The following is a 20,029-nucleotide window of genomic DNA, read 5'->3' on the forward strand; positions in this document are numbered from 1 at the left end:
CCAAAAGGCTCAGTACATGTCGCGCGGCTGCGCACCCGAGAAGTTCAGGAAGCGCGTGCTGGAGCCCTGGAAGGTCAGACGCACCGAGCCGATGGGACCGTTACGCTGCTTGCCGATGATGATCTCGGCGGTGCCCTTGTCCGGCGAATCAGGGTTGTAGACCTCGTCGCGGTAAATGAACAGGATCACGTCCGCGTCCTGTTCGATAGCGCCGGATTCGCGCAGGTCGCTCATCACGGGACGCTTGTTGGGGCGCTGTTCCAGGCTTCGGTTCAGCTGCGACAGCGCGATCAGCGGGCAGTTCAGTTCCTTGGCCAGCCCCTTGAGCGAGCGGCTGATTTCCGACACTTCGGTGGCCCGGTTTTCACCCGAGCCGTTGCCCGACATGAGCTGCAGGTAGTCGATGATGATCAGGCCAAGCTGGCCGCATTGGCGCGCCAGGCGGCGCGCGCGCGCGCGCACTTCCATCGGGCTGAGCGCCGGCGATTCATCGATGTAGACCTGCGCGTCCTGCATCAGCTGGACCGCGTGGGTCACGCGCGGCCAGTCCTCGGCGATCAGCTTGCCGGTCCGCATGCGATGCTGGTCCAGCAGGCCCACGGAGCCCAGCATACGCATGGCCAGCTGGACCGCGCCCATTTCCATGGAGAACACCGCCACCGGCAGCCCTTCCTCGATGGCGACGTGCTCGCCGATGTTCATCGAGAACGAGGTCTTGCCCATGGACGGGCGGCCGGCCACGATGATCAGGTCGCCGCCCTGCATGCCCGAGGTCATCTTGTCCAGATCGGTGAAGCCCGTGGGCACGCCGGTCACGTCGGAGGTGCTTTCGCGGTGATAGAGCTCGTCGATGCGTTCCACCACCTGCGTCAGCAGCGGCTGGATTTCCTGGAAGCCCGCGGCGCCGCGGGCGCCCTCCTGGGCAATCTGAAACACTTTGGACTCGGCCTCGTCCAGCAGCTGGCGCGCTTCCTTGCCCTGCGGGCTCATGGCGGCCGCGGAGATCTCGTCGGCGATCGCGACCAGCTTGCGCAGCATGGCGCGCTCGCGCACGATCTCGCCATAACGGCGGATATTGGCGGCCGATGGCGTGTTGTGGGCCAGCGCGTTCAGATAGGCCAGGCCGCCGGCATCCTCGGCCTTGCCTGCGCTGACCAGCGATTCGTGGACGGTGATGACGTCGGCCGGGCGCGCCAGCCCGATCAGGCGGGCGATATGGTGCCAAATCAGCCGGTGGTCGTGCCGGTAGAAATCCTCTTCGACCAGCACGTCGGCAATGCGGTCCCAGGCCGCATTGTCCAGCAGCAGGCCGCCCAGCACCGACTGCTCCGCCTCGATGGAATGGGGGGGAACGCGCAGGTATTCGAGCTGGGAGTCGGCAGGTGTATTCATGACTTCAATAGTAACGGCTGCAGGATGTCCGCGACGCGGAAGAATCCCTGGATATCGCGCGAGGGCAATCGGCCCAGCACCACGCGCAAGGGCGCGGCAATGCCGCAGAGCACGCGCGCCAGGCGCGTCAGGCGGGATCGGACCTCAGGGTCTGGGTTGCTCTCGAAATAGACTTCGAACGCCAGTTTACCCAGCGTACGGGCCACGTCGTCCGGCAATTTACGCAAAGACACCAGAGAGGCCAGCATCTGGAACAGGTCATAGGCCTGGGCCAGCGGCCGCGACAGCGTCGAACCGATGTTCTCTTCGAAATCGATGCGCCAGAGCTCGCCGTCCTGCAAGGTGATGTTGCGGATCTGGGCGCCGCCATGCCACAGGCCGCGGGCATGGAAAGCGGCCAGGTCGGCCGCGGCGGCGCGCGCCAGCCACAGGCGGGACGTCGTGTCCTCGTTGCGGATCAGGTCGGCCAGGTCTTCGCCCACGTATTCCAGCACCAGCAGACCTTGCTCCTGCCACCAGACCTCGGGCACGCGGCAACCGGCCTTCAGAAGTTGGGCCAGGCGCTGCGACTCGTGCGTCAGGCCGTTGCGCAGCAACACGCCCGGACGTGGAAATTCACCCAGGAAAATCTTGCACCCCACGCCCAGGAACAGGGCGCGCACATAGCGCAGCGCGTAGCTCACGCCCTGGCCGATGCTGGAACGGCGGCGCTTGATGATGCAGCGCACGCCATCTATCGTCACATCCCTCACCGAAGGTTCACGCGACGCATCCACGCTGTCCAGCCAGGCTCGCAGGCCTGGGGGCGCGTTGTGGTGCACGGGGGGCTGAGTCAAGACGTCCTCTGAGGAATGCGGCGCGGGGCCTGGATCGTGGAGTCCGAAGACTACACGCAATACGGCGATGGGCAAAAAGAAAAAAAGCCGGCGCGCGGGCCGGCTTCTTTTTTACTGCGGGTACCGGCTTAGGACAGTTCGCCTTCGACCAGGATCGTCACGTCGACCAGAACGTCGGCGTGCAGGGCGACCTGGGCCGGGAACTCGCCGATCGACTTCAGCTGGCCGTTGGGCAGGCGGATTTGCGCCTTTTCCACGGCTTCGAAGCCAGCCTTGCGCAGGCCTTCAGCGATGTCGGCGTTGGTGACCGAGCCGAACAGACGGCCGTCGACGCCAGCCTTCTGGACGATCTTCAGCTGGAAGCCGGCGACGCGCTCGCCCAGAGCTTGGGCAGCGGCCAGCTTTTCAGCCTGGGCCTTTTCCAGTTCGGCGCGGCGCGCTTCGAATTCCTTCAGGGCGGCGTCGGTTGCGCGACGGGCCTTGCGCTGGGGGATCAGGAAGTTGCGGGCGTAGCCATCACGCACGCGGACGACTTCGCCGAGGTTACCCAGGTTGACGACTTTTTCGAGCAGAATAACTTGCATTTCAGTGCCCCGGATTAGTTGTGGTTGTCGGTGTAAGGCAACAGGGCCAGGAAGCGCGCGCGCTTGATGGCGGTGTCCAGCTGACGCTGGTAGATTGCCTTGGTGCCGGTCAGGCGAGCCGGGATGATCTTGCCGTTTTCTTGCACGAAGTCGCGCAGGGTGTCCAGATCCTTGTAGTCGATCTCTTCCACGCCGGCAGCGGTGAAGCGGCAGAACTTACGACGCTTGAAGAGCGGGTTCTGCTGCGTGAATTTGCGTTTTTCCTTGCGTTTTCCGAAGAAAGCCATGATATGTGCCTCTTTGTTTGAGGGGGCCGGGTTCTACCCAAAACGGGCCCAAACCCCCATAACCTATCCGTAATCAGAAGGCGCTCATCGCGCCTCTTGCCCAATTCCCTTCAAGCCACCAGCGGATCGCGCCCTGCGCTGCCGCTGATCCTGCGTGCCTGCTGCAAATGCAGCTTGACCTTCACCGAGTCCTTGCGGGTGGGAGCCAGAAACCCCTGCACCAGCAATTCGGACCCTAGCGCGGTGTCCTTCAGCAGCAACGCCAGATCGCCCAGTGCCACGGCCGCGATAGTCAGTTCGACGCGGCGCGGGTGGCCAGCTTCGATGACTTCCGACTCGTGCGCCAGCACCATTTCCAGTGCGGGCAAACCGGCGGGAGTGTGGCGCAAAGGCTCGCATTCGAGAACGCGGGCGCTGAGTTCCAGCTTGTTCATCCTGCCAGGCACCGAGGGGACTTCATGGGATGAGCTCTGCGTGAGCCCTGCTTACTCGGCCTGAGCCGGCGCTGCTGCTTCAGCCGAAGCCTTGCGGGCTTCTTCGCGTTCGACCGACTTCATCATGATCGAGGGCGTGGCTTGAGCCTTCTTGGTCTTGATGACCAGGTGGCGCAGAACGGCGTCGTTGTAGCGGAACGAGTGTTCCAGCTCATCCAGCGTGGCTTGGCCGCACTCGATGTTCAGGCAGACGTAGTGAGCCTTGACGAGCTTCTGGATCGGGTAGGCCAGTTGACGGCGACCCCAGTCTTCCAGGCGGTGAACCGAGCCGCCTTGGCCCGTGACCAGCGCTTGGTAACGCTCGACCATGGCGGGCACTTGCTCGCTTTGGTCGGGGTGAACGATAAACACCACTTCGTAGTGACGCATGAGTAAAACTCCTTGAGGATGTCTCGCTGGCCGACCGTCCTGCGCCCCCGCTTTCCATCAGGGGCGGATCGCAATATGCATCTTGAACAGTGGCCCGCAAGGGGCAGCCCGCTACCCAAAAACCATGGGCGGTCGAGCAAGAAAGCTCTCGATTATCACCGATTGAGCGGTCAGGCGCAAGCTAGAGGTCGGTCAGGAAATAAGGGACGGACTATTTCCATCGCCCTGCCCCGCCTGCCGAGGCAAATCGGCAACATCGATTTCCTGGGGACGGTTGACCACGCTGACCATCACGTAGCTGATGATCATAAGCAGGAACCATGAGCCCAGCTTGGCGATGGACACGAGTTGCCATCCCTGCGACTGGTTCGGATAGCGCCAGGCGTTGGCAAAGGTGCCGATGTTCTCGGCGAACCAGATGAACAGGGCCACCAGCACGAAACCCAGCAATAGCGGCATGCGGCGGTAGACCTGCCAGATACGGAAATACACCCAGGTGCGGGCGAACAGGATGGCGGTCAGCGCAAACAGCGCCCACCGGATATCCATGATGTAGTGGTGCGCAAAGAAGTTCAGGTAGATCAGCACCGACAACGCCACGCAGGCCGCCAGCGGCGGATGCGCGCGGAAGCGGAAGTCGAACAGGCGCCAGACGCGGGCCAGGTAGCTGCCCACCGCCGCATACATGAAACCCGTGAACAGGGGCACGCCGCCGATGCGCAGCACGCTGGCCTCGGGATAGATCCACGAACCCGCGGCGGTCTTGAAGACTTCCATGCCCGTGCCCACCACATGGAACAGCAGGATCACGCGGGCTTCGCTCCAGGTCTCCATGCGCAGCGCCAGCAGCAGCGCCTGGATGCCCAGCGCGGCCAGGGTCAGGAAGTCGTAGCGGGCCAGCGCGGCATCCTTCGGATACCACCAATGCGTGCCGAGCAGCAGCGCGCACATCAGGCCGCCGAAAAGGCAGGCCCAGGCCTGCTTCACGCCGAAGCGGAAAAACTCGTAGAGCGCGACGCCAAAACGGCCGCGGCCGGCCAGATTGCTGGCCAGCCGCGATTCCCACTCCTGCAGCCCCGCGATGAGCGGCCAGTCATTGGCCGCCGGATGGCTCACGGAAAGCTCAGCCTTCCACGACGGCGTAGGCCGAGTGGTTGTGGATGGATTCGAAGTTCTCGGCTTCCACGCGGTAGCGGGCGATGCCGGGATGCGCGTTCAGGCGGGCGGCCACGTCGCGCACCAGGTCCTCGACGAACTTGGGGTTGTCGTAGGCGCGCTCGGTGACGTACTTCTCGTCGGGGCGCTTGAGCAGGCCCCAGAGTTCGCACGAACCTTCTTCTTCGATCAGGCGGATGACGCCGTCCATGCCGATATCGGCGTTCAGGATGGCCGACACCGTGACGTGCGAGCGCTGGTTGTGCGCGCCGTACTCGGAGATGGCCTTGGAGCAGGGACAGAGGCTGGTGACGGGCACCTGCACGATCAGTTCGAACTCGACCTCGTCGCCCTGGGCGCGCGCGATCCACTGCACGTCGTAGTCCAGCAGGCTTTGCACGCCGGAGATCGGGGCGGACTTGTTGATGAAGTACGGGAAGGCGGCGGTGATGTCGCCGCGTTCGGCATGCAGCAGCGGCAGCATGTCGGCCGCCATGGCGCGGAACAGGGTCGGCGTCATGGGGATGCTGCGGTACTTTTCCAGCAAGGCCACGAAGCGGGACATGTGCGTCCCCTTTTCTTCGGGCGGCAGCGCCACGGTCAGCGTCCAGTTGGCCACGGTGCCCTGGGGCGAGCCGTCGCCGCTTTCAATCAACATGGGGTGGCGCACGCCACGGATGCCCACGCGCTGAATCGGGATGTGCCGGGTGTCCGCCGAACTCTGGACGTCGGGCATCACGATGGCGGGGTCGATCGGAGAATTCATTTCGGCTTACCTGTCTAGGCAGTCAGTCGTGAAAACGCACGGGCCTAGGAATCTTTGAGAAGGGGGCCATTATCGCCCATAGTCCGCCGATCGCCAGGGAAAACCCTTTTATTCGTAGGTTGGCGGGGCCGGAACAGTGTGTTTCATTACCGCGGACAGTGGCCTCGCCCCTGTCCGCGGAATCGGGCCGGATTCAGCCCAGCAGGTCGGCGTAACGAGCGCGGATCGCGCTTTCGATGCCCGCCGCGTCCAGGCCGATGCCGGCCCACAGCGCCGATTGCTCGCCGTGGTCGATGAACTCGTCGGGCAGGCCCAGTTGCAGGACCGGAATCGCAACGCCGGCCGCGCTCAGCGTTTCCAGCACCGCGCTGCCCGCGCCGCCCATGATGGACGCGTCTTCCAGCGTAACCAGGGCGTCGTGGCGGCTGGCCAGGTCGAGGATCAGTTCGCGGTCGATCGGCTTGACGAAGCGCATGTCGGCCACGGTGGCGTCGAGCTTTTCGGCCGCGCCCAACGCGGCCTGGAGCAGCATGCCGAAACCCAGGATGGCAATCTTGCGGCCCTCGCGGCGCACCACGCCGCGACCGAGTTCGACCGTGTCCAGGCCGGGCGCCTCGGCCGCGCCACAGCCCGCGCCGCGCGGATAGCGCACCGACGCCGGGCCGGGATACTGATAACAGGTCGACAGCAGCAGCCGCGTTTCGTTTTCGTCCGAAGGCGTGGCCACGACCATGTTGGGCACGCAGCGCAGGAAGGCGATGTCGTAATTGCCCGCATGCGTGGCGCCGTCCGCGCCCACCAGGCCGGCGCGGTCCAGCGCGAAGGTCACGTCCAGGTTCTGCAGGGCCACGTCGTGGATGAACTGGTCGTAGCCGCGCTGCATGAAGGTGGAGTAGATCGCGACCACCGGCTTCTGGCCTTCGCAGGCGATGCCCGCGGCGAACGTCACGGCGTGCTGCTCGGCGATGCCCACGTCGAAGTAGCGCTGCGGAAAGCGCTTTTCGAATTCGACCAGCCCGCTGCCCTCGCGCATGGCGGGCGTGATGGCGACCAGGCGCGAATCCTGTTCGGCCATGTCGCACAGCCACTGGCCGAACACCTGCGTGAAGCTGCGCTTGCCCGGCGCCTTCGATTGCTGGATGCCGACGGCCGGATCGAACTTGCCCGGGCCGTGGTACAGCACCGGGTCGGCCTCGGCCAGCTTGTAGCCCTGGCCCTTCTTGGTGACCACGTGCAGGAACTGCAGGCCTTCCAGGGCCTTGAGGTTCTGCAGCGTGGGCACCAGCGCGTCCAGGTCGTGTCCGTCGATCGGGCCGACGTAGTTGAAGCCGAATTCCTCGAACAGCGTGGCCGGGGTGACCATGCCCTTGGCATGTTCTTCGAAGCGGCGCGCCAGTTCCAGCACCGGCGGCACGTGCTGCAGCACCGCTCGGCCGACGTTCTTGGCAGCCGCATAGAAGCGGCCCGACATCAGGCGCGCCAGGTAACGGTTCAGCGCCCCCACCGGCGGCGAGATCGACATGTCGTTGTCGTTCAGGATCACCAGCAGGTTGATGTTGGGCGTGACGCCGGCGTTGTTCATGGCTTCGAAGGCCATGCCCGCGGACATCGCGCCGTCGCCGATGATGGCGATGTGCTGGCGCTGCACGCCGGCATTGCGCGAGGCCACCGCCATGCCCAGCGCCGCCGAGATGGAAGTGGACGAATGCGCGGTGCCGAAGGCGTCGTATTCGGATTCGCTGCGTTTCGGGAAGCCCGAAATCCCGCCCTGCTGGCGCAGCTTGGCCATGCCGGCGCGGCGCCCGGTCAGGATCTTGTGCGGGTAGGACTGGTGGCCCACGTCCCAGACGATGCGGTCATGCGGCGTGTCGAACACCTGGTGCAGGGCCAGGGTGAGTTCGACCGTGCCCAGGTTGGACGACAGGTGCCCGCCCGTTTTGGACACCGATTCCAGCACGAAGCCGCGCAGTTCGTCGGCCAGCTTCTTCAGCTCGCGGCGATCCAGGCGCTTGAGGTCAGCCGGGGATTGAATGCGGTCCAGTAAATCTGTCGTCATGCTTTTATGTGGTTCGTTGGCCCGGCCTGCCTCCAGCCCGGGCTGGTCCCGGCTCAGCGGTCTCGTAGGACGATGAAGTCGGCCAGTTCAGCCAGGCGCGATCCGGCCTCGCCCAGCGGAGCCAGGGCCGCCAGCGCGTCCTCACGCAGTTCCTGGGCGAACGCGCGCGCGCCGTCCAGGCCCAGAAGCGATACATAGGTGGGCTTGTTCTCGGCGGCGTCCTTGCCCGGCGTCTTGCCCAGGCTGGCGCTGTCCGCGGTCACGTCCAGGATGTCGTCGACCACCTGGAAGGCCAGCCCCACCGCCTGCGCGTAGGCGTCCAGCGCCTGGCGCGAAGCCGAGCTGGCGCCCGCCACGATGCCGCCCAGGGCCACGCTGCAAGCCAGCATGGCGCCCGTCTTCATGCTGTGCATGGTTTGCAGTTCGTCGCGCGACAGCGCGCGGCCGACGCTGAACAGATCGATGGCCTGGCCGCCCGCCATGCCCTGGCTGCCGGCAGCGCGCGCCAGCGACTGGGTGGCCTGCACGATCAGCGCGGGCGCGATCGGCATGGAGGCCAACAGATCGAAGGCCAGCGGCTGCAGCGCATCGCCCGCCAGCATGGCGGTGGCTTCGTCGAACTGCACATGGGTGGTGGGACGGCCGCGGCGCAGCGTGTCGTCGTCCATGCAGGGCAGGTCGTCGTGCACCAGCGAATAGGCGTGGATCAGTTCCACCGCCGCGGCGGCGCGGTCCAGCGAGGCCTGCACGGCCAGCACGCTGCCGCTGACGGGGCAAGCCTGCCCCGCCGCGTAGACCAGCGCGGCGCGCACCCGCTTGCCGCCGCCGAGCACGGCGTAGCGCATGGCTTCGTGCAGCCGGGCGGGCAACGCGTCAGCCGGGGGGAGCAGATCGTCCAGGACGTCTTCGACGTGCTGGACACGGCCTTGCAACCATTCCGGGAAGGCGAGTTGAATTTGCTTCATCGGGCTCTTATTCGTCATCCAGCGCCGCCGGGTCCAGCGGACGCAGCAGGTCGCCCTCCAGGACCTTGACCTGCTGTTCGGCCTGCGCCAAGCGTTCCTGGCAGACCCGCGTGAGCGCCACGCCGCGCCGGTAGGCGGCAAGCGACTGCTCCAGCGGCAACGAGCCGTCTTCCATGGCCGCTACCAGCGATTCGAGTTCGGCCAGCGCCGTTTCGAAATCCTGGGGCAAGGGACGGTCATCGATCTGCGGATCGGCTTGTGAAGATTTGGCCAAACGGGTCTCCGAGGGCGCTAGGGGTGGATCAATCCGTGAATTGTACGAGATACCCGCAAGGCCGTCGGGCTTGCCGCCGCGCGCGGCGCGTCTCAGGCCGCGGCGCCCGCCAGCCCCGCTATGGAGGCCTGCAGCAGGGGCGCCACGCGCGTACGCAGGTCCGCCTCCGGCAAGAGGCTGGCGGGTCCGCCGCAGCTCATCACGAAGACGCCCTCGCCCGTGATGGACGAGAACGGCACCGCGACCGCATTGATCCCCGACTGCCATTCGCCGATGGCGTAGCAGCAGCCCGTATCGCGCAGTTCGACGCGCGCGCGCTCGACGGCGGCCGCGTCCGGCGCCGTCTCGCCCAGCCGGGCCAGCGCGTCGGCGCAGGCCTGGGACGGCAGGCTGGCCAGGTAGGCCCGCCCCATGGCGCTGTCCAGGCTGGCGCGATAGCCGACCGGCAGGCGCAGGTAAAGCGCCGAAGAGCCGTGAATGGCTTCGACGTAGGTCATGGCGTCGCCATCGAAGGCGCCCAGGGCCACCGCGCCACCCGTGGCGCGGGCCAGCTCGGTCATCGAGGCCTTGGCCAGTTCGCGCACCTCCAGTCCGGCCAGCAGGCCGAAGCCCAGCGCCAGCACGCCATAGCCCGGCGAATATTTGCCGGTGTCCGGGTGATAGCGCAGATAACCCAATTCAGTAAGGGTGTAGGTGATGCGGCTGATGGTGGGCTTGGGCAGACCGGTCAGACGCGCCAGGTCCAGATTGCCCAAGGCCGTCACGCCATGGCGAAAGCAGCGCAGCACGTCCAGCCCGCGCGCCAGGGCGGTAATGAAATCGGGCGAATTGGCGCCCTCGCCCGCGCCGGGAGCGCGCTTGCGGCGCGCGGGCAGGCTGAGTTCGACCTTGCCGTCCGGCTTGGCGGCGGGATGGGCGATGCGCTTGGCGTCAGAAAAAGATTGCATTTCTATTCGCTTCGTTTTTATAGTTTATTTCGAATAACAAAATTAAATTCCATTTTACGGAATTTAATGCACCCAAGGAGACTTGGCAAGCGCTGCCCGCAGCGCCAAGCCAGGCCCGAACCTCCACTCATGCACGCGATTTCAAGGGGAAAACATGATTCGCACTAGCTTCAAACTGCTGGCCACCCTGCTGCTCAGCGCCGCAGCGCTGGGCGCCCAGGCCGAAACCTATCCGGCCCGGCCGATCAAGGTGGTCTCGCCCTTCCCCGCCGGCGGCGCCACCGACGTGCTGACCCGCATCCTGGCCGAGCGCATGGCCAAGACGCTAGGCCAGCCCATGATCGTCGAGAACAAGGCAGGCGCCGGCACCTCGATCGGGGCGGCCTTTGTTTCGCGCGAAGCGCCGGACGGCTACACCATCCTGATGGCGACCAACTCCACGCTGGTCACCAACCGCTATCTGTACAAGGAGCTGCCCTACGATCCCGATGGCTTCGCCCGCATCGGCATGGTCGGCGTGGGGCCGCTGGTCCTGCTGTCCAGCCCCAAGCGGCCGTTCAACAGCACCCAGGATGTGGTGGCCTACGCCAAGCAGAATCCGGGCAAGCTGACCTTCGCCACCTTCGGCCCTGGCACGTCCTCTCACCTGGCGGGCGAACTGTTCAAGGAACGCGCAGGCATCGACATCCTGCACGTGCCCTTCAAGGGCGCGACCCAGGCCCTGCCCGCGCTGGTCAGCGGCGACGTGGACCTTTTCTTCGACATGGTGGCCACCGGCATGCCGCAGGCCGATGCCGGCAAGGTCAAGGTCTTCGCCATCACCAGCCCCGGCCGCCTGGCGACGCAGCCCAAGCTGGCGACGCTGGCCGAGCAAGGCTATCCCGCGTTCGACATGACCGCCTGGTTCAGCTTCGTGGCGCCCAAGGGCACGCCCGCCCCCGTGATGGAAAAGCTGCAGCAGGCCCTGACCGAGACCCTGCAGGACGAGACCATCAAGAAGCGCATGCTGGACATGGGCATCGACCCGCGCTCGGGCACGGCCGCGGAACTGGACAAGCAGATCAAGACCGAACAGCCCATCGTGGCGCAGCTGATCAAGCAGGCCAATATCGTCCTGCAATGATGGCGCGGCTGGTTTCGTGACAAAACGTAGGCGGGCCCGCGCCCGCCCGTGAATGCGCCGCGCCGCGCGGCATCCGCCGGCAGAGGGCTCCAGCGCCCCTGCCGGTTTTTCATGCGCGTCGATATGCCCTCTAACCCCTGGATACAGAACCAGGACGCTGCCCGCTGCTATGGTGAAAAAGTAGACACCGCCATGGGAGCCCGATGCCGTACGCCGAAGAGAAATATGCGCGCCTGGATGCCGCCCGCTGGCTGGCGGCGGTGGCCGTGGTGCTGCTGCACAGCGCGGCCATGGTGGTAAGCAACCCCGCGGTGTACGGCGGCGGAGCGTGGCTGGCCGCCAATCTGTACGACTCGGCGGCGCGCTGGTGCGTGCCCGTGTTCGTCATGGTCAGCGGCGCCCTGTTGCTGGACCCCGACAAGCCGCAGGACGCGCGCCAGTTCTACAGCCGGCGCATGGCGCGGATCTGCGCGCCGCTCGTGTTCTGGACGTTTTTCTATCTGGCCTGGCGCACGGCGCTGGATTGGTGGGACGACGGCCGCATCGATTTTTCGTTCTGGCCGCGCAAGCTGGTGCAGGGCGAGCCGTACTACCACCTGTGGTACCTGTACATGATCGTGGGCCTGTACCTGTTCGCGCCGCTGGTGCGCATCCTGTATGCGCGCAGCACGCCGCGCGCCCGCGCCTTGTGGGTGGTCGGCATCCTGGGCGTGGCGATCCTGGACGCGTTGTATCGCCGCGCGCTGGGCGCGCCCGCGGGCTTCTTCCTGACCTGGTTCCTGCCCTATCTGGGCTACTTCGTGGCGGGCCGCCTGATCTTCGACGGCCAGATGCGCATCCCGCGCCCTGGCCTGATGCTGGCGGCCAGCGTGGCCGCGACCGCGCTGGGCGTGTATTCGATGTCGAGCAACCGCGCGCTGGATACCTACTTCTACGATTACTTCAGCCTGACGGTGCCGTTCATGTCGCTGGCCGCGTTCCAGTGGATCGTTTCGTCGCCGCGGCTGCCGCGGCTGGCCTCGCTGGCGCCGCTGACCTTCGGCGTCTACCTGATCCATCCGCTGTTCCTCGACGTGGCGCATCGCGCCGGCGCCCTGACGGGCGCGCGCAACGAGGCCTGGACGCTGCCCGTGCTGGCGGTGGCCGTGTTCATGTTGTCGGCCGCCAGCAGCTGGCTGATGAGACGTCATCCGGCGACCCGGCGCTTCGTCTGAAAGGCCTACATCTTCAAGGGGTTATGCCGCGCGTAGCGCGTGCACGACGGCTACGGCATAACTTCACGAAGCTTCGCAGATCTTCACGGGCGCGGGGTAAGGGCTTGGGGTACAATTCACGGCTTATTTGATCGGCCAGACACCGATTTTTCTTCGCGCCAGCACGGAACGCATCCTGCGGATTTCAAAGCCGCCAGGCAAAAGCCTCTCCGTCCTGGCTTTTTTATCCGAGCGGGGGGAATCATGACCGACATCGGTCGGATGGCACATGTAGTGCCAGCTCGCACCCAGCTACCCGTCAGCGCGTATTTTGACGAAGCCCTCTTTGCCCGCGAGCAAGAACTCATTTTCAAGCAATCCTCGCAATACGTCGGCCACCAGAAAGTGGTGCCCGAAATCGGGGATTGGCGTACGTTGGTCCAGGAAGACGGAGGACGCGTGCTGGTTCGCAATCAGCAAGGCGTCGAACTCATCTCAAATGTCTGCCGCCACCGCCAGGCGCTGATGCTTGGCGGCGAGACCGGCAATGTGGCCGGCAACTGCAATACGCATGGCAATCTGAAGGCAACCGGCGGCAATATCGTTTGCCCCTTGCATCGTTGGACGTACAACAACCAGGGCGAGTTGTTGGGCGCGCCCCAGTTCGCCACCACGCCCTGCATGAACCTGCAGAAGTTCCGCCTGCGCGACTGCCATGGCCTGCTGTTCGAAGGCCCGCGCGATCCGGCCGCCGACATGGCGCCGCTGTTCTCGCGTCCGGAATTCGACTTCGGCGACTACGTGCTGGACCACGTCGAAGTTCACCAGTGCAACTACAACTGGAAGACCTTCATCGAGGTCTACCTCGAGGATTACCACGTCGGTCCGTTCCACCCGGGCCTGGGCCGCTTCGTCACTTGCGACGACCTGAGCTGGGAGTTCAACGACTGGTACAGCCTGCAGAAGGTCGGCGTGCACAACGCCCTGGCGCAGCCGGGCTCCGATGTCTACAAGCAATGGCATGACCGCCTGCTGGCGTTCCGCGAAGGCGATGCGCCGGATTTCGGCGCGGTCTGGGTCACGTACTTCCCGACCCACATGATCGAGCTGTATCCGCACGTGCTGGTGCTCTCCACGCTGTACCCGAAGGGCCCGCAGGAAACGGTCAACGTGGTCGAGTTCTACTACCCCGAGGAAATCGCCGCCTTCGAGCGCGAATTCGTCGAGGCGCAGCGCGCCGCCTACATGGAAACGGCCATCGAGGATGACGAGATCGCCGAGCGCATGGACGCGGGCCGCAAGGCGCTGATGCTGCGCGGCGTGAACGAAACCGGCCCCTACCAGTCGCCCATGGAAGACGGCATGCAGCACTTCCATGAATGGTATCGGCGCATCATGCAGGAGCGGGTCTGAAGCCTGGCTTCGGCGCCTCTCCCATGCAAGAAGGCCTCGCATACGCGAGGCCTTTCTTCTTTCCGGCTGCCGCGATCAGCGGCCCAGCGCGCCCGCCACCGTGCGCTCGCCGATGGCCAGACCCACCGTCATGCCCACGCCCGAGTGCATCACCGCCACCGTCGTGGCCGGGTCCACCGGCATGACCGAGAACGGCGCAGGGCCGTGCGCGCCATAGACGCCCTGCCAGCGCTCCAGCACGCGCAAGCGCGCACCCAGCGCCTGGGTCGCCAGGTCCAGCATGGCGTTGTCGACCGCTTCGTCGTTGAACGGCGGCGCGTCCTGGCCGTAGCGGTGCGAATCGCCGATGATCAGTTCGCCATAGGGCGTGGGGCTGATCAGCAGGTGGATGCCGTTCTCCAGCAGCATGGGCGTGCGCGCCTGGATCACGTCGCGCAGCGCCAGCGCCGACGGCAGGTCCGAGAATGCGCCGTAATGCACGCAGGACAGGCCGGTCAGCAAGGGGCGGTCCAGCGCGATGGGCTGGGTCTCGAACGCGGCGCGCAGCATCTGCAGGCGCGTGACCTCCAGGTTCATCGGCGCGAAGCGCTCGGGCAACAAGGTCAGGTAGTCGTGCCCGGGACAGACGAACACGTGCCCGCCCTTGAATTCTCCCGCCGAGGTGCACACCAGCCCGCCCTCGACCGCACGCGCCAGCGTGCCGGTGATGAACGTCACGCCCAGCGACTCCGCGAGGTAGCGCGTGATGGCCGGCAGCGCCTCGCGCGAATAGATCTGCAGATCGTCATGGCCTTGCAGGCCGGCGCAGTGATGCGCCAGCTGGCCGCCGTACAAGCGGGCCACCTCGCGGCCCGACAGCAGTTCGGCGCGATAGCCTTCCTGCCGCATGCGCGTGTCGGCGAATTCCTGCAGCACGTCCGCCTCTTCGGCGTTGCGCGCCAGCACCAGGGCGCCGTTGGCGCGCACATGGAAACCCGCGCGCCCCGCCAGTTCCAGCCATAGCTCGCGCGCCTGCTGGGCGTGCGACAGCATCATGCCGGGGGCCTGGCCCGTCACGATGACCTGGCCGAAATTGCGGATGGTGGCGCCATGCGCCTGGCGGCTGCGCTCGATCACGGCCACCGACAGGCCGCGCTTGGCGGCGGCCCAGGCGTGGGCGATGCCCAGCATGCCGGCGCCCACCACGACTACGTCGAAATTTTTCATCTGTGGAACATTGAAAAGGGTAATGCGGCGGAAGCCGCCCTGGCGGGCGCTCCCGGGGCGCGGCGGCGTCCTGCGCCGCCGCGGTCAAACGGACTTACTTCTTCTTCGGCTCGGACTTGCCGTCGTAGCGCTTGGTCCACTCGGCGATGATGCGGTCGCGGTTGGTGGCGGCCCAGGTGAAGTCGTTCTTGATCATGCGTTGCATCAGGTCGGCCGGCAGGTTCGGATTGGACGTGGCGATCGACGGGATGGCGAGCACGGCGAAGTTCGCCTTGTACAGCTCGTTGGCTTCGCGGCTGGCGGAGAAGTCGGCCAGCTTGCGGGCGGCTTCCAGGTTCTTGGTGCCCTTCATGATGGCGGTGGCTTCCACTTCCCAGCCCAGGCCTTCCGAGGGGAACACGGCTTCGACCGGCGCGCCGTCGGCCTTCAGCTTGGCGGCGCGGTAGTCGAACGACACGCCGATCGGGAATTCGCCGGCGGCGGCCATGTTGCACGGCTTGGAGCCCGAGTGCGTGTACGAACCGATGTTCTTGTGCAGGGCGTCCATGTAGGCCCAGCCCTTCTCTTCACCGAAGATCTGCAGCCAGGCGCTGACGTCCAGGAAGCCGGTGCCCGACGACGCCGGGTTCGGCATCACGATCTTGCCGGCGTACACCGGCTTGGTCAGGTCCTGCCACGAGGTCGGCTTGGGCAGCTTCTGCTTTTCGGCTTCGATGGTGTTGAAGCAGATGGCGGCGGCGAAGCCGTCCATGCCGACCCAGCTGGGCTCGGCCTTGGCGTCGCGCATGTTGGCGGCGATCTGGTCCAGGCCCTTGGGGGCGTAGGGCTGCAGCATGCCTTCCTTGTCCATCAGGCCCAGCGAGGTGCCGGCCAGGCCCCAGATGGCGTCGGCCTTGGGGTTGTTCTTCTCGGCCAGCAGCTTGGCGGTGATGATGCCGGTGGAGTCGCGCACCCACTGGATCTTGATGTCGGGATTGGCCTTCTCGAACGCGGCCTGATAGGCCTTGATCTGGTCGGCTTCGAGCGCGGTGTAGACCGTCAGCGTGGTCTCGGCGGAGGCGGCGCCCATCACGCCCGTCAGGGCGGCGGCCAGTGCAAGCAGCTTGTAGCGATTCATGAAGTACTCCGTGGGTAAGCGGAAAAAGGCTGAGGGAAGCCCCCAGGGCTGGCGCGAACCGGCCCCGGCAAGCGATGCAGACAGGTGGTTGAGGGTTAAGGGCGCTGGCCTGCGGACAAGCGGGATTCGATGTCGGCGATCACGCCAGGCAGGTCGGCGACGGTGTCGATCAGGTAGTGCGGCGCGGCGGGCGACAGCTCCAGGCTGGCGGCGGTGCGGGCCTTCTGGCGGCCTGCGTCGTCCAGGCTCAGGTATTCCTCCAGCGTCAGGCCGGCGGCGTTGCCCGACAGCAGCAGGCCCACGGTCCACATGCCGGCGCGGCGTCCTTCTTCGATGCCGGGCGCGGTGTCGTCGACCTTGACGCAGGCGGCGACGTCGGACAGGCCGAGTTCGACCACGTTCTTCAGCGCCATCGCGGGCGCCGGCCGCGCGCGCGGCACGTCGTCGCTGGCGACGATGCAATCGGGTTCCAGGCCTTCGGAGGCGGCGCGTTCGACCACGCGGCGCATGACGCTGGCGGGATAGCCCGAGCACGAGCCGATCTTCAGGCCGCGCTGGCGCAGGGCGCGCAGCAACTCGGCCGCGCCGGGGATAGCCGCCGAATACTGGGCGACCTTGTCCAGCTGCATCGGCAGGAAGCGCTCATAGATGGCGGTCACGTCGTCATCGGTGGGCAAGCGGCCGAACTGGGCCTGGTACTGGCTGGCGATCACGGGATCGTTGCAAAGCGTGCGGATGTGGTCCCACTTGCCCATGCCCATGGGGCCGCGGGCCTGCTCCAGCGACATCTCCACGCCGAACTGCGAGAACGCGTCCACGAACACCTTGGTGGGCGCGAAGGAGCCGAAGTCGACCAGCGTGCCGGCCCAGTCGAAAATCACCGCTTCCAGGCGGACGGGCAAAGGCGAAACAGTCATGAGGGTCTTCCTTGAGAAATCGTTCAATGAGCCGCGGGGCGGCGCCAGGCCTGGCTGCGCGCCACCAGTGCGCGGCTGGCCAGGTGCAGGACCAGGGCGGCCGCGGCCGAACTGGCCATGATCACGGTGCACATGGCGGCGGCAGGACCGATGAAGCCGGCGTCGTCCATGTTCAGCACCGCGACCGCGGCCAGCACCGTCGACGGGCTGTAAAGGAACACGACCGCGGACACCGTGGTCATGGCGGAAACAAACAGGTAGCGGGCCACGTCCAGCGCCGCCGGCAGGCACATCGGCAATGTCACGCGGACAAAGGTCGTCAAACGCGGCACCTTGAGCGACGCGGAGGCCGCCTCGAATTCGGGGTCCAGCGCGTTGAGCGCGGTGGCGGCGGTGAGGTGCGCGCTGGTGTAGAAGTGGACGATGGTGCACAGGACCAGGAGCGGCATGGTGCCGTACAGCAGGTTCAGCGGGTTCGACAGGCTGTTGAAGAAGAAGATGTAGCCCAGGCCCAGCACCAGGCCGGGTACGGCCATGGGCATCAGCGCCAGCATGCCGACCATGCCGCGCAGACCGCGCGTGAGCGAGTTGCGGGCAGGCACTTTTTCCATCATCCATGCGCCGGTGAAGACCACCGCCGTGCCGGCCAGGGCGGTGCAGAACGCCAGTTGCAGGCTGTTGCGCCAGGCCAGCCAGCCGCCGCCGTCCATATTGTCGAAGTCGTACGAACGCAGCGACATCGACAGGTTGTAGGGCCACATCTTCACGAAGGACGCCCACACCGCCACGCCGATGATCAGCAGCAGGAACGCCGCCAGCACGCCGGCCAGCGCCAGGAACGCGGCATCGCGGCGGCGGTTGACGCCGGCGGCATAGGGCTGGGCCCGGCCGCTCAGCTGGGCGCCCTGGCGGGCGCGCAGCCGCCGGTCCAGGGCGAAGGTCAGGATCGCGGGAAGCAGCAGCAGGATGCCGATGGCCGCGCCCTTGGGAAAGTTCTGCTGGCCGACCACGGCCTTGTAGGCTTCCATCGCCAGCACGTTGTAGTCGCCGCCCACGACCTTGGGCACGCCGAAGTCGGTAACCGTCAGCGTGAACACCACGCAGCAGGCCGAAAACACGGCGTAGCGGGTGCCCGGCAGGGTCACGGTCAGGAAGGTGCGCCAGGGGCCCGCGCCCATGGCGCGCGCGGCGTCATAAAGACGGCCATCGGCCAGCGCCAGGCCGGTCAGCAGAATCATCAGCGCGTGCGGGAAGGTATAGAAAGCCTCGCCCACGACGATGCCCCAGAAACCGTAGATGGTCGCGCCGCCCGTCAGGCTCTTGAGCAGGCCCTGGTTGCCCAGCAGGTACACCAGCGCGATGCCCGGCAGCAGCGACGGCGCCAGCAGCGGCAGCAAGGCGACGGTGCGCAGCAGGCCCTTGCCCGGCAAGCGCGTGCGGGTCAGGCCGTAGGCGAATCCGTACGCGCAGGGCACGACCAGCAGCGTCGTCACGACGCCCACCGCGAGGCTGCGCGCGACCATGGCCATGAAGCCGTCGCCGCCGATGATGTCCGCAAGCACCGACAGCCCGGCCCAGGCGCCGTCGCTGTCGGTCACGGACTTGAGCAAGATGGCGGCCAAGGGCAGCGCCAGGAACAGCAGCAGGCCCAGCGCCAGGGCGCCCTGCCCGGCGGCCAGGCCGAAGGCGCCAACCCAGGCTGGCAGCGGGCGGCGGCCCAGCGCTGGCGCAGGCGCCGGCGTTGCGAAGCTTCCAGCTGCCGGCGCGGCGGCGTTGGAGGAACGGGTCATGGCCGGATCAAGCGTAGGCGCGTATCGCATGGCGCGGCAGCTCCACCCAGCAGCGGCTGGCGGCGTGAGGGCCCAGCAGGGCGTCTCCGATTTCAGGGGACACGATGGAATGCACCGTGCTGCCGGGTACGCCCTCAAGGCGCAGGGCCAGGCGATAGCCGCGGCCGAGGAACACGCCGTCCAGCACATCGGCCAGCATGGCGTTGGGCTGGTCCGGGCGCGCGGTGCTGACGCGCACGGCTTCCGGGCGCACGAACAGCTTGCCGCTGGCGGCATCCAGCGCCTCGTCCACGGCCAGTTCCTGGCGTCCGACACGGGCGCGGTGCGCATCCAGGCGCTCGAACGGCAGCCAGTTCGCCTCGCCCACGAAATCGGCGATGAAGGCCGAGCCGGGTTGGCGGTAGAGTTCGCGCGGCGTGCCGTACTGCTCGATGATCCCGCCATTCATGACGGCGATGCGGTCGGCCATCACCATGGCCTCTTCCTGATCGTGCGTGACCATCAGCGTGGTGATGGAAAGGCGCTTTTGCAAGGCCCGCAGCTCGATGCGCAGATGCTCGCGCACGCGGGCGTCCAGCGCCGACATGGGCTCGTCCAGCAGCAGCAAGGATGGCGACGGCGCCAGCGCGCGCGCCAGGGCCACGCGCTGCTGCTGCCCGCCAGAGATCTGTCCCGGGTATTTATCCGCCGCGCCCGCCAGGCCGACCAGCGTCAGCATTTCCTCGACGCGGTTGGCGACGTGGTTGCGGTGGGCGCGCTTGCCGCTCAGGCCGTAGGCCACGTTCTGGGCCACGGTCAGGTTGGGAAACAGCGCGTACGACTGGAACAGGATGCCGTAGTCGCGCGCCTGCGGTTCGGCGTGCGAGATGTCGCGCCCGGACAGGACGATGGTGCCGCTGTCCTGGCGTTCCAGGCCGGCGATGGCGCGCAGCAAGGTGGTCTTGCCGCAGCCCGAGGGGCCCAGCAGGCACACCAGCTCCCCGGCGCGGATGTCGAGCGAGACGTCCGACAGCGCGGTATGGCTGCCAAAGCGCTTCACTAGATGCCTGACAGAGAGAAATGCGGTATCGCGTTCGGCCATGGGGCCTCCGGTTTGGGAACGAAGGCAGTATGGAAGACGCGTATTGAGTGTTTATGACACTTCG

20 protein-coding genes are annotated in these 20,029 nt (G+C 66.4%); 3 read left to right on the forward strand and 17 right to left on the reverse strand.

Annotated features, from left to right (window positions below):
- Positions 1-9: 9 nt before the first annotated feature.
- The 12 genes from IAG39_RS22410 to IAG39_RS22465 all read right to left on the reverse strand — a co-directional run bounded on the left by IAG39_RS22410 (position 10) and on the right by IAG39_RS22465 (position 10,125).
- Positions 10-1,392, reverse strand: a complete 1,383-nt coding sequence (locus tag IAG39_RS22410; protein ID WP_054451030.1) for a replicative DNA helicase — start codon at positions 1,390-1,392, stop codon at positions 10-12.
- Positions 1,389-2,228 carry an RIO1 family regulatory kinase/ATPase gene (locus tag IAG39_RS22415; RefSeq protein WP_059379247.1) on the reverse strand — a complete coding sequence of 280 codons (840 nt, stop codon included), beginning with the start codon at positions 2,226-2,228 and terminating at the stop codon, positions 1,389-1,391. The genes IAG39_RS22410 and IAG39_RS22415 overlap by 4 nt, the downstream gene beginning before the upstream one ends.
- Before the next feature lie 128 nt (positions 2,229-2,356).
- Positions 2,357-2,812: a 50S ribosomal protein L9 gene (gene rplI / locus IAG39_RS22420; protein WP_054451028.1), complete on the reverse strand. Its 456-nt coding sequence runs from the start codon at positions 2,810-2,812 to the stop codon at positions 2,357-2,359.
- A gap of 14 nt (positions 2,813-2,826) precedes the next feature.
- A complete protein-coding gene (gene rpsR / locus IAG39_RS22425) occupies positions 2,827-3,099 on the reverse strand; it encodes a 30S ribosomal protein S18 (RefSeq protein ID WP_006218308.1) in 273 nt (90 codons plus the stop codon).
- Between the two features lie 110 nt (positions 3,100-3,209).
- Positions 3,210-3,533 (reverse strand): primosomal replication protein N, encoded by a 324-nt coding sequence (priB, locus tag IAG39_RS22430; protein WP_054451027.1) that lies wholly within the window; start codon positions 3,531-3,533, stop codon positions 3,210-3,212.
- A 51-nt stretch (positions 3,534-3,584) separates the two neighbouring features.
- Positions 3,585-3,962 carry a 30S ribosomal protein S6 gene (gene rpsF / locus IAG39_RS22435; RefSeq protein ID WP_013392507.1) on the reverse strand — a complete coding sequence of 126 codons (378 nt, stop codon included), beginning with the start codon at positions 3,960-3,962 and terminating at the stop codon, positions 3,585-3,587.
- Between the two features lie 192 nt (positions 3,963-4,154).
- Entirely contained in the window at positions 4,155-5,078 is a 924-nt protein-coding gene (locus tag IAG39_RS22440) for a DUF817 domain-containing protein (protein ID WP_059379249.1), read from the reverse strand.
- A 7-nt stretch (positions 5,079-5,085) separates the two neighbouring features.
- Positions 5,086-5,883, reverse strand: coding sequence for a GTP cyclohydrolase FolE2 (gene folE2, locus IAG39_RS22445; RefSeq protein ID WP_118933353.1), 798 nt, complete (start codon positions 5,881-5,883; stop codon positions 5,086-5,088).
- Positions 5,884-6,076: 193 nt separating this feature from the next.
- On the reverse strand, positions 6,077-7,939 hold the full coding sequence (gene dxs, locus IAG39_RS22450; RefSeq protein ID WP_059379250.1) for a 1-deoxy-D-xylulose-5-phosphate synthase: 1,863 nt from the start codon (positions 7,937-7,939) through the stop codon (positions 6,077-6,079).
- 53 nt (positions 7,940-7,992) lie between these two features.
- Positions 7,993-8,904, reverse strand: a complete 912-nt coding sequence (locus IAG39_RS22455) for a polyprenyl synthetase family protein (protein ID WP_059379251.1) — start codon at positions 8,902-8,904, stop codon at positions 7,993-7,995.
- A gap of 7 nt (positions 8,905-8,911) precedes the next feature.
- Entirely contained in the window at positions 8,912-9,178 is a 267-nt protein-coding gene (locus IAG39_RS22460) for an exodeoxyribonuclease VII small subunit (protein ID WP_054451022.1), read from the reverse strand.
- A gap of 92 nt (positions 9,179-9,270) precedes the next feature.
- A complete protein-coding gene (locus IAG39_RS22465; protein ID WP_118933354.1) occupies positions 9,271-10,125 on the reverse strand; it encodes an IclR family transcriptional regulator in 855 nt (284 codons plus the stop codon).
- A gap of 154 nt (positions 10,126-10,279) precedes the next feature.
- Here IAG39_RS22465 and IAG39_RS22470 point away from each other — a divergent pair, with 154 nt between their 5' ends.
- The 3 genes from IAG39_RS22470 to IAG39_RS22480 all read left to right on the forward strand — a co-directional run bounded on the left by IAG39_RS22470 (position 10,280) and on the right by IAG39_RS22480 (position 13,854).
- Positions 10,280-11,248, forward strand: coding sequence for a Bug family tripartite tricarboxylate transporter substrate binding protein (locus IAG39_RS22470; protein WP_059379253.1), 969 nt, complete (start codon positions 10,280-10,282; stop codon positions 11,246-11,248).
- Positions 11,249-11,451: 203 nt separating this feature from the next.
- A complete protein-coding gene (locus tag IAG39_RS22475; RefSeq protein WP_118933355.1) occupies positions 11,452-12,462 on the forward strand; it encodes an acyltransferase in 1,011 nt (336 codons plus the stop codon).
- Between the two features lie 243 nt (positions 12,463-12,705).
- Positions 12,706-13,854, forward strand: a complete 1,149-nt coding sequence (locus tag IAG39_RS22480; RefSeq protein WP_054451018.1) for an aromatic ring-hydroxylating oxygenase subunit alpha — start codon at positions 12,706-12,708, stop codon at positions 13,852-13,854.
- Positions 13,855-13,929: 75 nt separating this feature from the next.
- On the opposite strand, the gene IAG39_RS22485 is transcribed toward IAG39_RS22480, so the two are convergent.
- The 5 genes from IAG39_RS22485 to IAG39_RS22505 all read right to left on the reverse strand — a co-directional run bounded on the left by IAG39_RS22485 (position 13,930) and on the right by IAG39_RS22505 (position 19,965).
- The gene (locus tag IAG39_RS22485; protein ID WP_059379255.1) at positions 13,930-15,060 is read right to left on the reverse strand and encodes a TIGR03364 family FAD-dependent oxidoreductase; all 1,131 of its coding nucleotides are present in this window, start codon (positions 15,058-15,060) and stop codon (positions 13,930-13,932) included.
- 94 nt (positions 15,061-15,154) lie between these two features.
- Positions 15,155-16,177: a putative 2-aminoethylphosphonate ABC transporter substrate-binding protein gene (locus IAG39_RS22490; protein WP_054451016.1), complete on the reverse strand. Its 1,023-nt coding sequence runs from the start codon at positions 16,175-16,177 to the stop codon at positions 15,155-15,157.
- Between the two features lie 95 nt (positions 16,178-16,272).
- Entirely contained in the window at positions 16,273-17,094 is an 822-nt protein-coding gene (phnX, locus tag IAG39_RS22495; protein ID WP_118933356.1) for a phosphonoacetaldehyde hydrolase, read from the reverse strand.
- 23 nt (positions 17,095-17,117) lie between these two features.
- Positions 17,118-18,914 carry a putative 2-aminoethylphosphonate ABC transporter permease subunit gene (locus IAG39_RS22500; RefSeq protein ID WP_410469164.1) on the reverse strand — a complete coding sequence of 599 codons (1,797 nt, stop codon included), beginning with the start codon at positions 18,912-18,914 and terminating at the stop codon, positions 17,118-17,120.
- Positions 18,892-19,965, reverse strand: a complete 1,074-nt coding sequence (locus IAG39_RS22505; protein ID WP_118933358.1) for a putative 2-aminoethylphosphonate ABC transporter ATP-binding protein — start codon at positions 19,963-19,965, stop codon at positions 18,892-18,894. The genes IAG39_RS22500 and IAG39_RS22505 overlap by 23 nt, the downstream gene beginning before the upstream one ends.
- Between the last annotated feature and the right edge of the window lie 64 nt (positions 19,966-20,029).

Source organism: Achromobacter xylosoxidans (assembly GCF_014490035.1).
Classification (GTDB): Bacteria; Pseudomonadota; Gammaproteobacteria; order Burkholderiales; family Burkholderiaceae_B; genus Achromobacter; species Achromobacter bronchisepticus_A.

Coding starts and splice junctions, on each gene's coding strand:
- IAG39_RS22410 (WP_054451030.1), bottom strand. CDS start 1,392: ATGAATACACCTGCCGACTCCCAGCTCGAATACCTGCGCGTTCCCCCC.
- rplI (WP_054451028.1), bottom strand. CDS start 2,812: ATGCAAGTTATTCTGCTCGAAAAAGTCGTCAACCTGGGTAACCTCGGC.
- rpsR (WP_006218308.1), bottom strand. CDS start 3,099: ATGGCTTTCTTCGGAAAACGCAAGGAAAAACGCAAATTCACGCAGCAG.
- priB (WP_054451027.1), bottom strand. CDS start 3,533: ATGAACAAGCTGGAACTCAGCGCCCGCGTTCTCGAATGCGAGCCTTTG.
- rpsF (WP_013392507.1), bottom strand. CDS start 3,962: ATGCGTCACTACGAAGTGGTGTTTATCGTTCACCCCGACCAAAGCGAG.
- folE2 (WP_118933353.1), bottom strand. CDS start 5,883: ATGAATTCTCCGATCGACCCCGCCATCGTGATGCCCGACGTCCAGAGT.
- dxs (WP_059379250.1), bottom strand. CDS start 7,939: ATGACGACAGATTTACTGGACCGCATTCAATCCCCGGCTGACCTCAAG.
- IAG39_RS22455 (WP_059379251.1), bottom strand. CDS start 8,904: ATGAAGCAAATTCAACTCGCCTTCCCGGAATGGTTGCAAGGCCGTGTC.
- IAG39_RS22465 (WP_118933354.1), bottom strand. CDS start 10,125: ATGCAATCTTTTTCTGACGCCAAGCGCATCGCCCATCCCGCCGCCAAG.
- IAG39_RS22470 (WP_059379253.1), top strand. CDS start 10,280: ATGATTCGCACTAGCTTCAAACTGCTGGCCACCCTGCTGCTCAGCGCC.
- IAG39_RS22475 (WP_118933355.1), top strand. CDS start 11,452: ATGCCGTACGCCGAAGAGAAATATGCGCGCCTGGATGCCGCCCGCTGG.
- IAG39_RS22480 (WP_054451018.1), top strand. CDS start 12,706: ATGACCGACATCGGTCGGATGGCACATGTAGTGCCAGCTCGCACCCAG.
- IAG39_RS22485 (WP_059379255.1), bottom strand. CDS start 15,060: ATGAAAAATTTCGACGTAGTCGTGGTGGGCGCCGGCATGCTGGGCATC.
- IAG39_RS22490 (WP_054451016.1), bottom strand. CDS start 16,177: ATGAATCGCTACAAGCTGCTTGCACTGGCCGCCGCCCTGACGGGCGTG.
- phnX (WP_118933356.1), bottom strand. CDS start 17,094: ATGACTGTTTCGCCTTTGCCCGTCCGCCTGGAAGCGGTGATTTTCGAC.
- IAG39_RS22500 (WP_410469164.1), bottom strand. CDS start 18,914: ATGCGATACGCGCCTACGCTTGATCCGGCCATGACCCGTTCCTCCAAC.
- IAG39_RS22505 (WP_118933358.1), bottom strand. CDS start 19,965: ATGGCCGAACGCGATACCGCATTTCTCTCTGTCAGGCATCTAGTGAAG.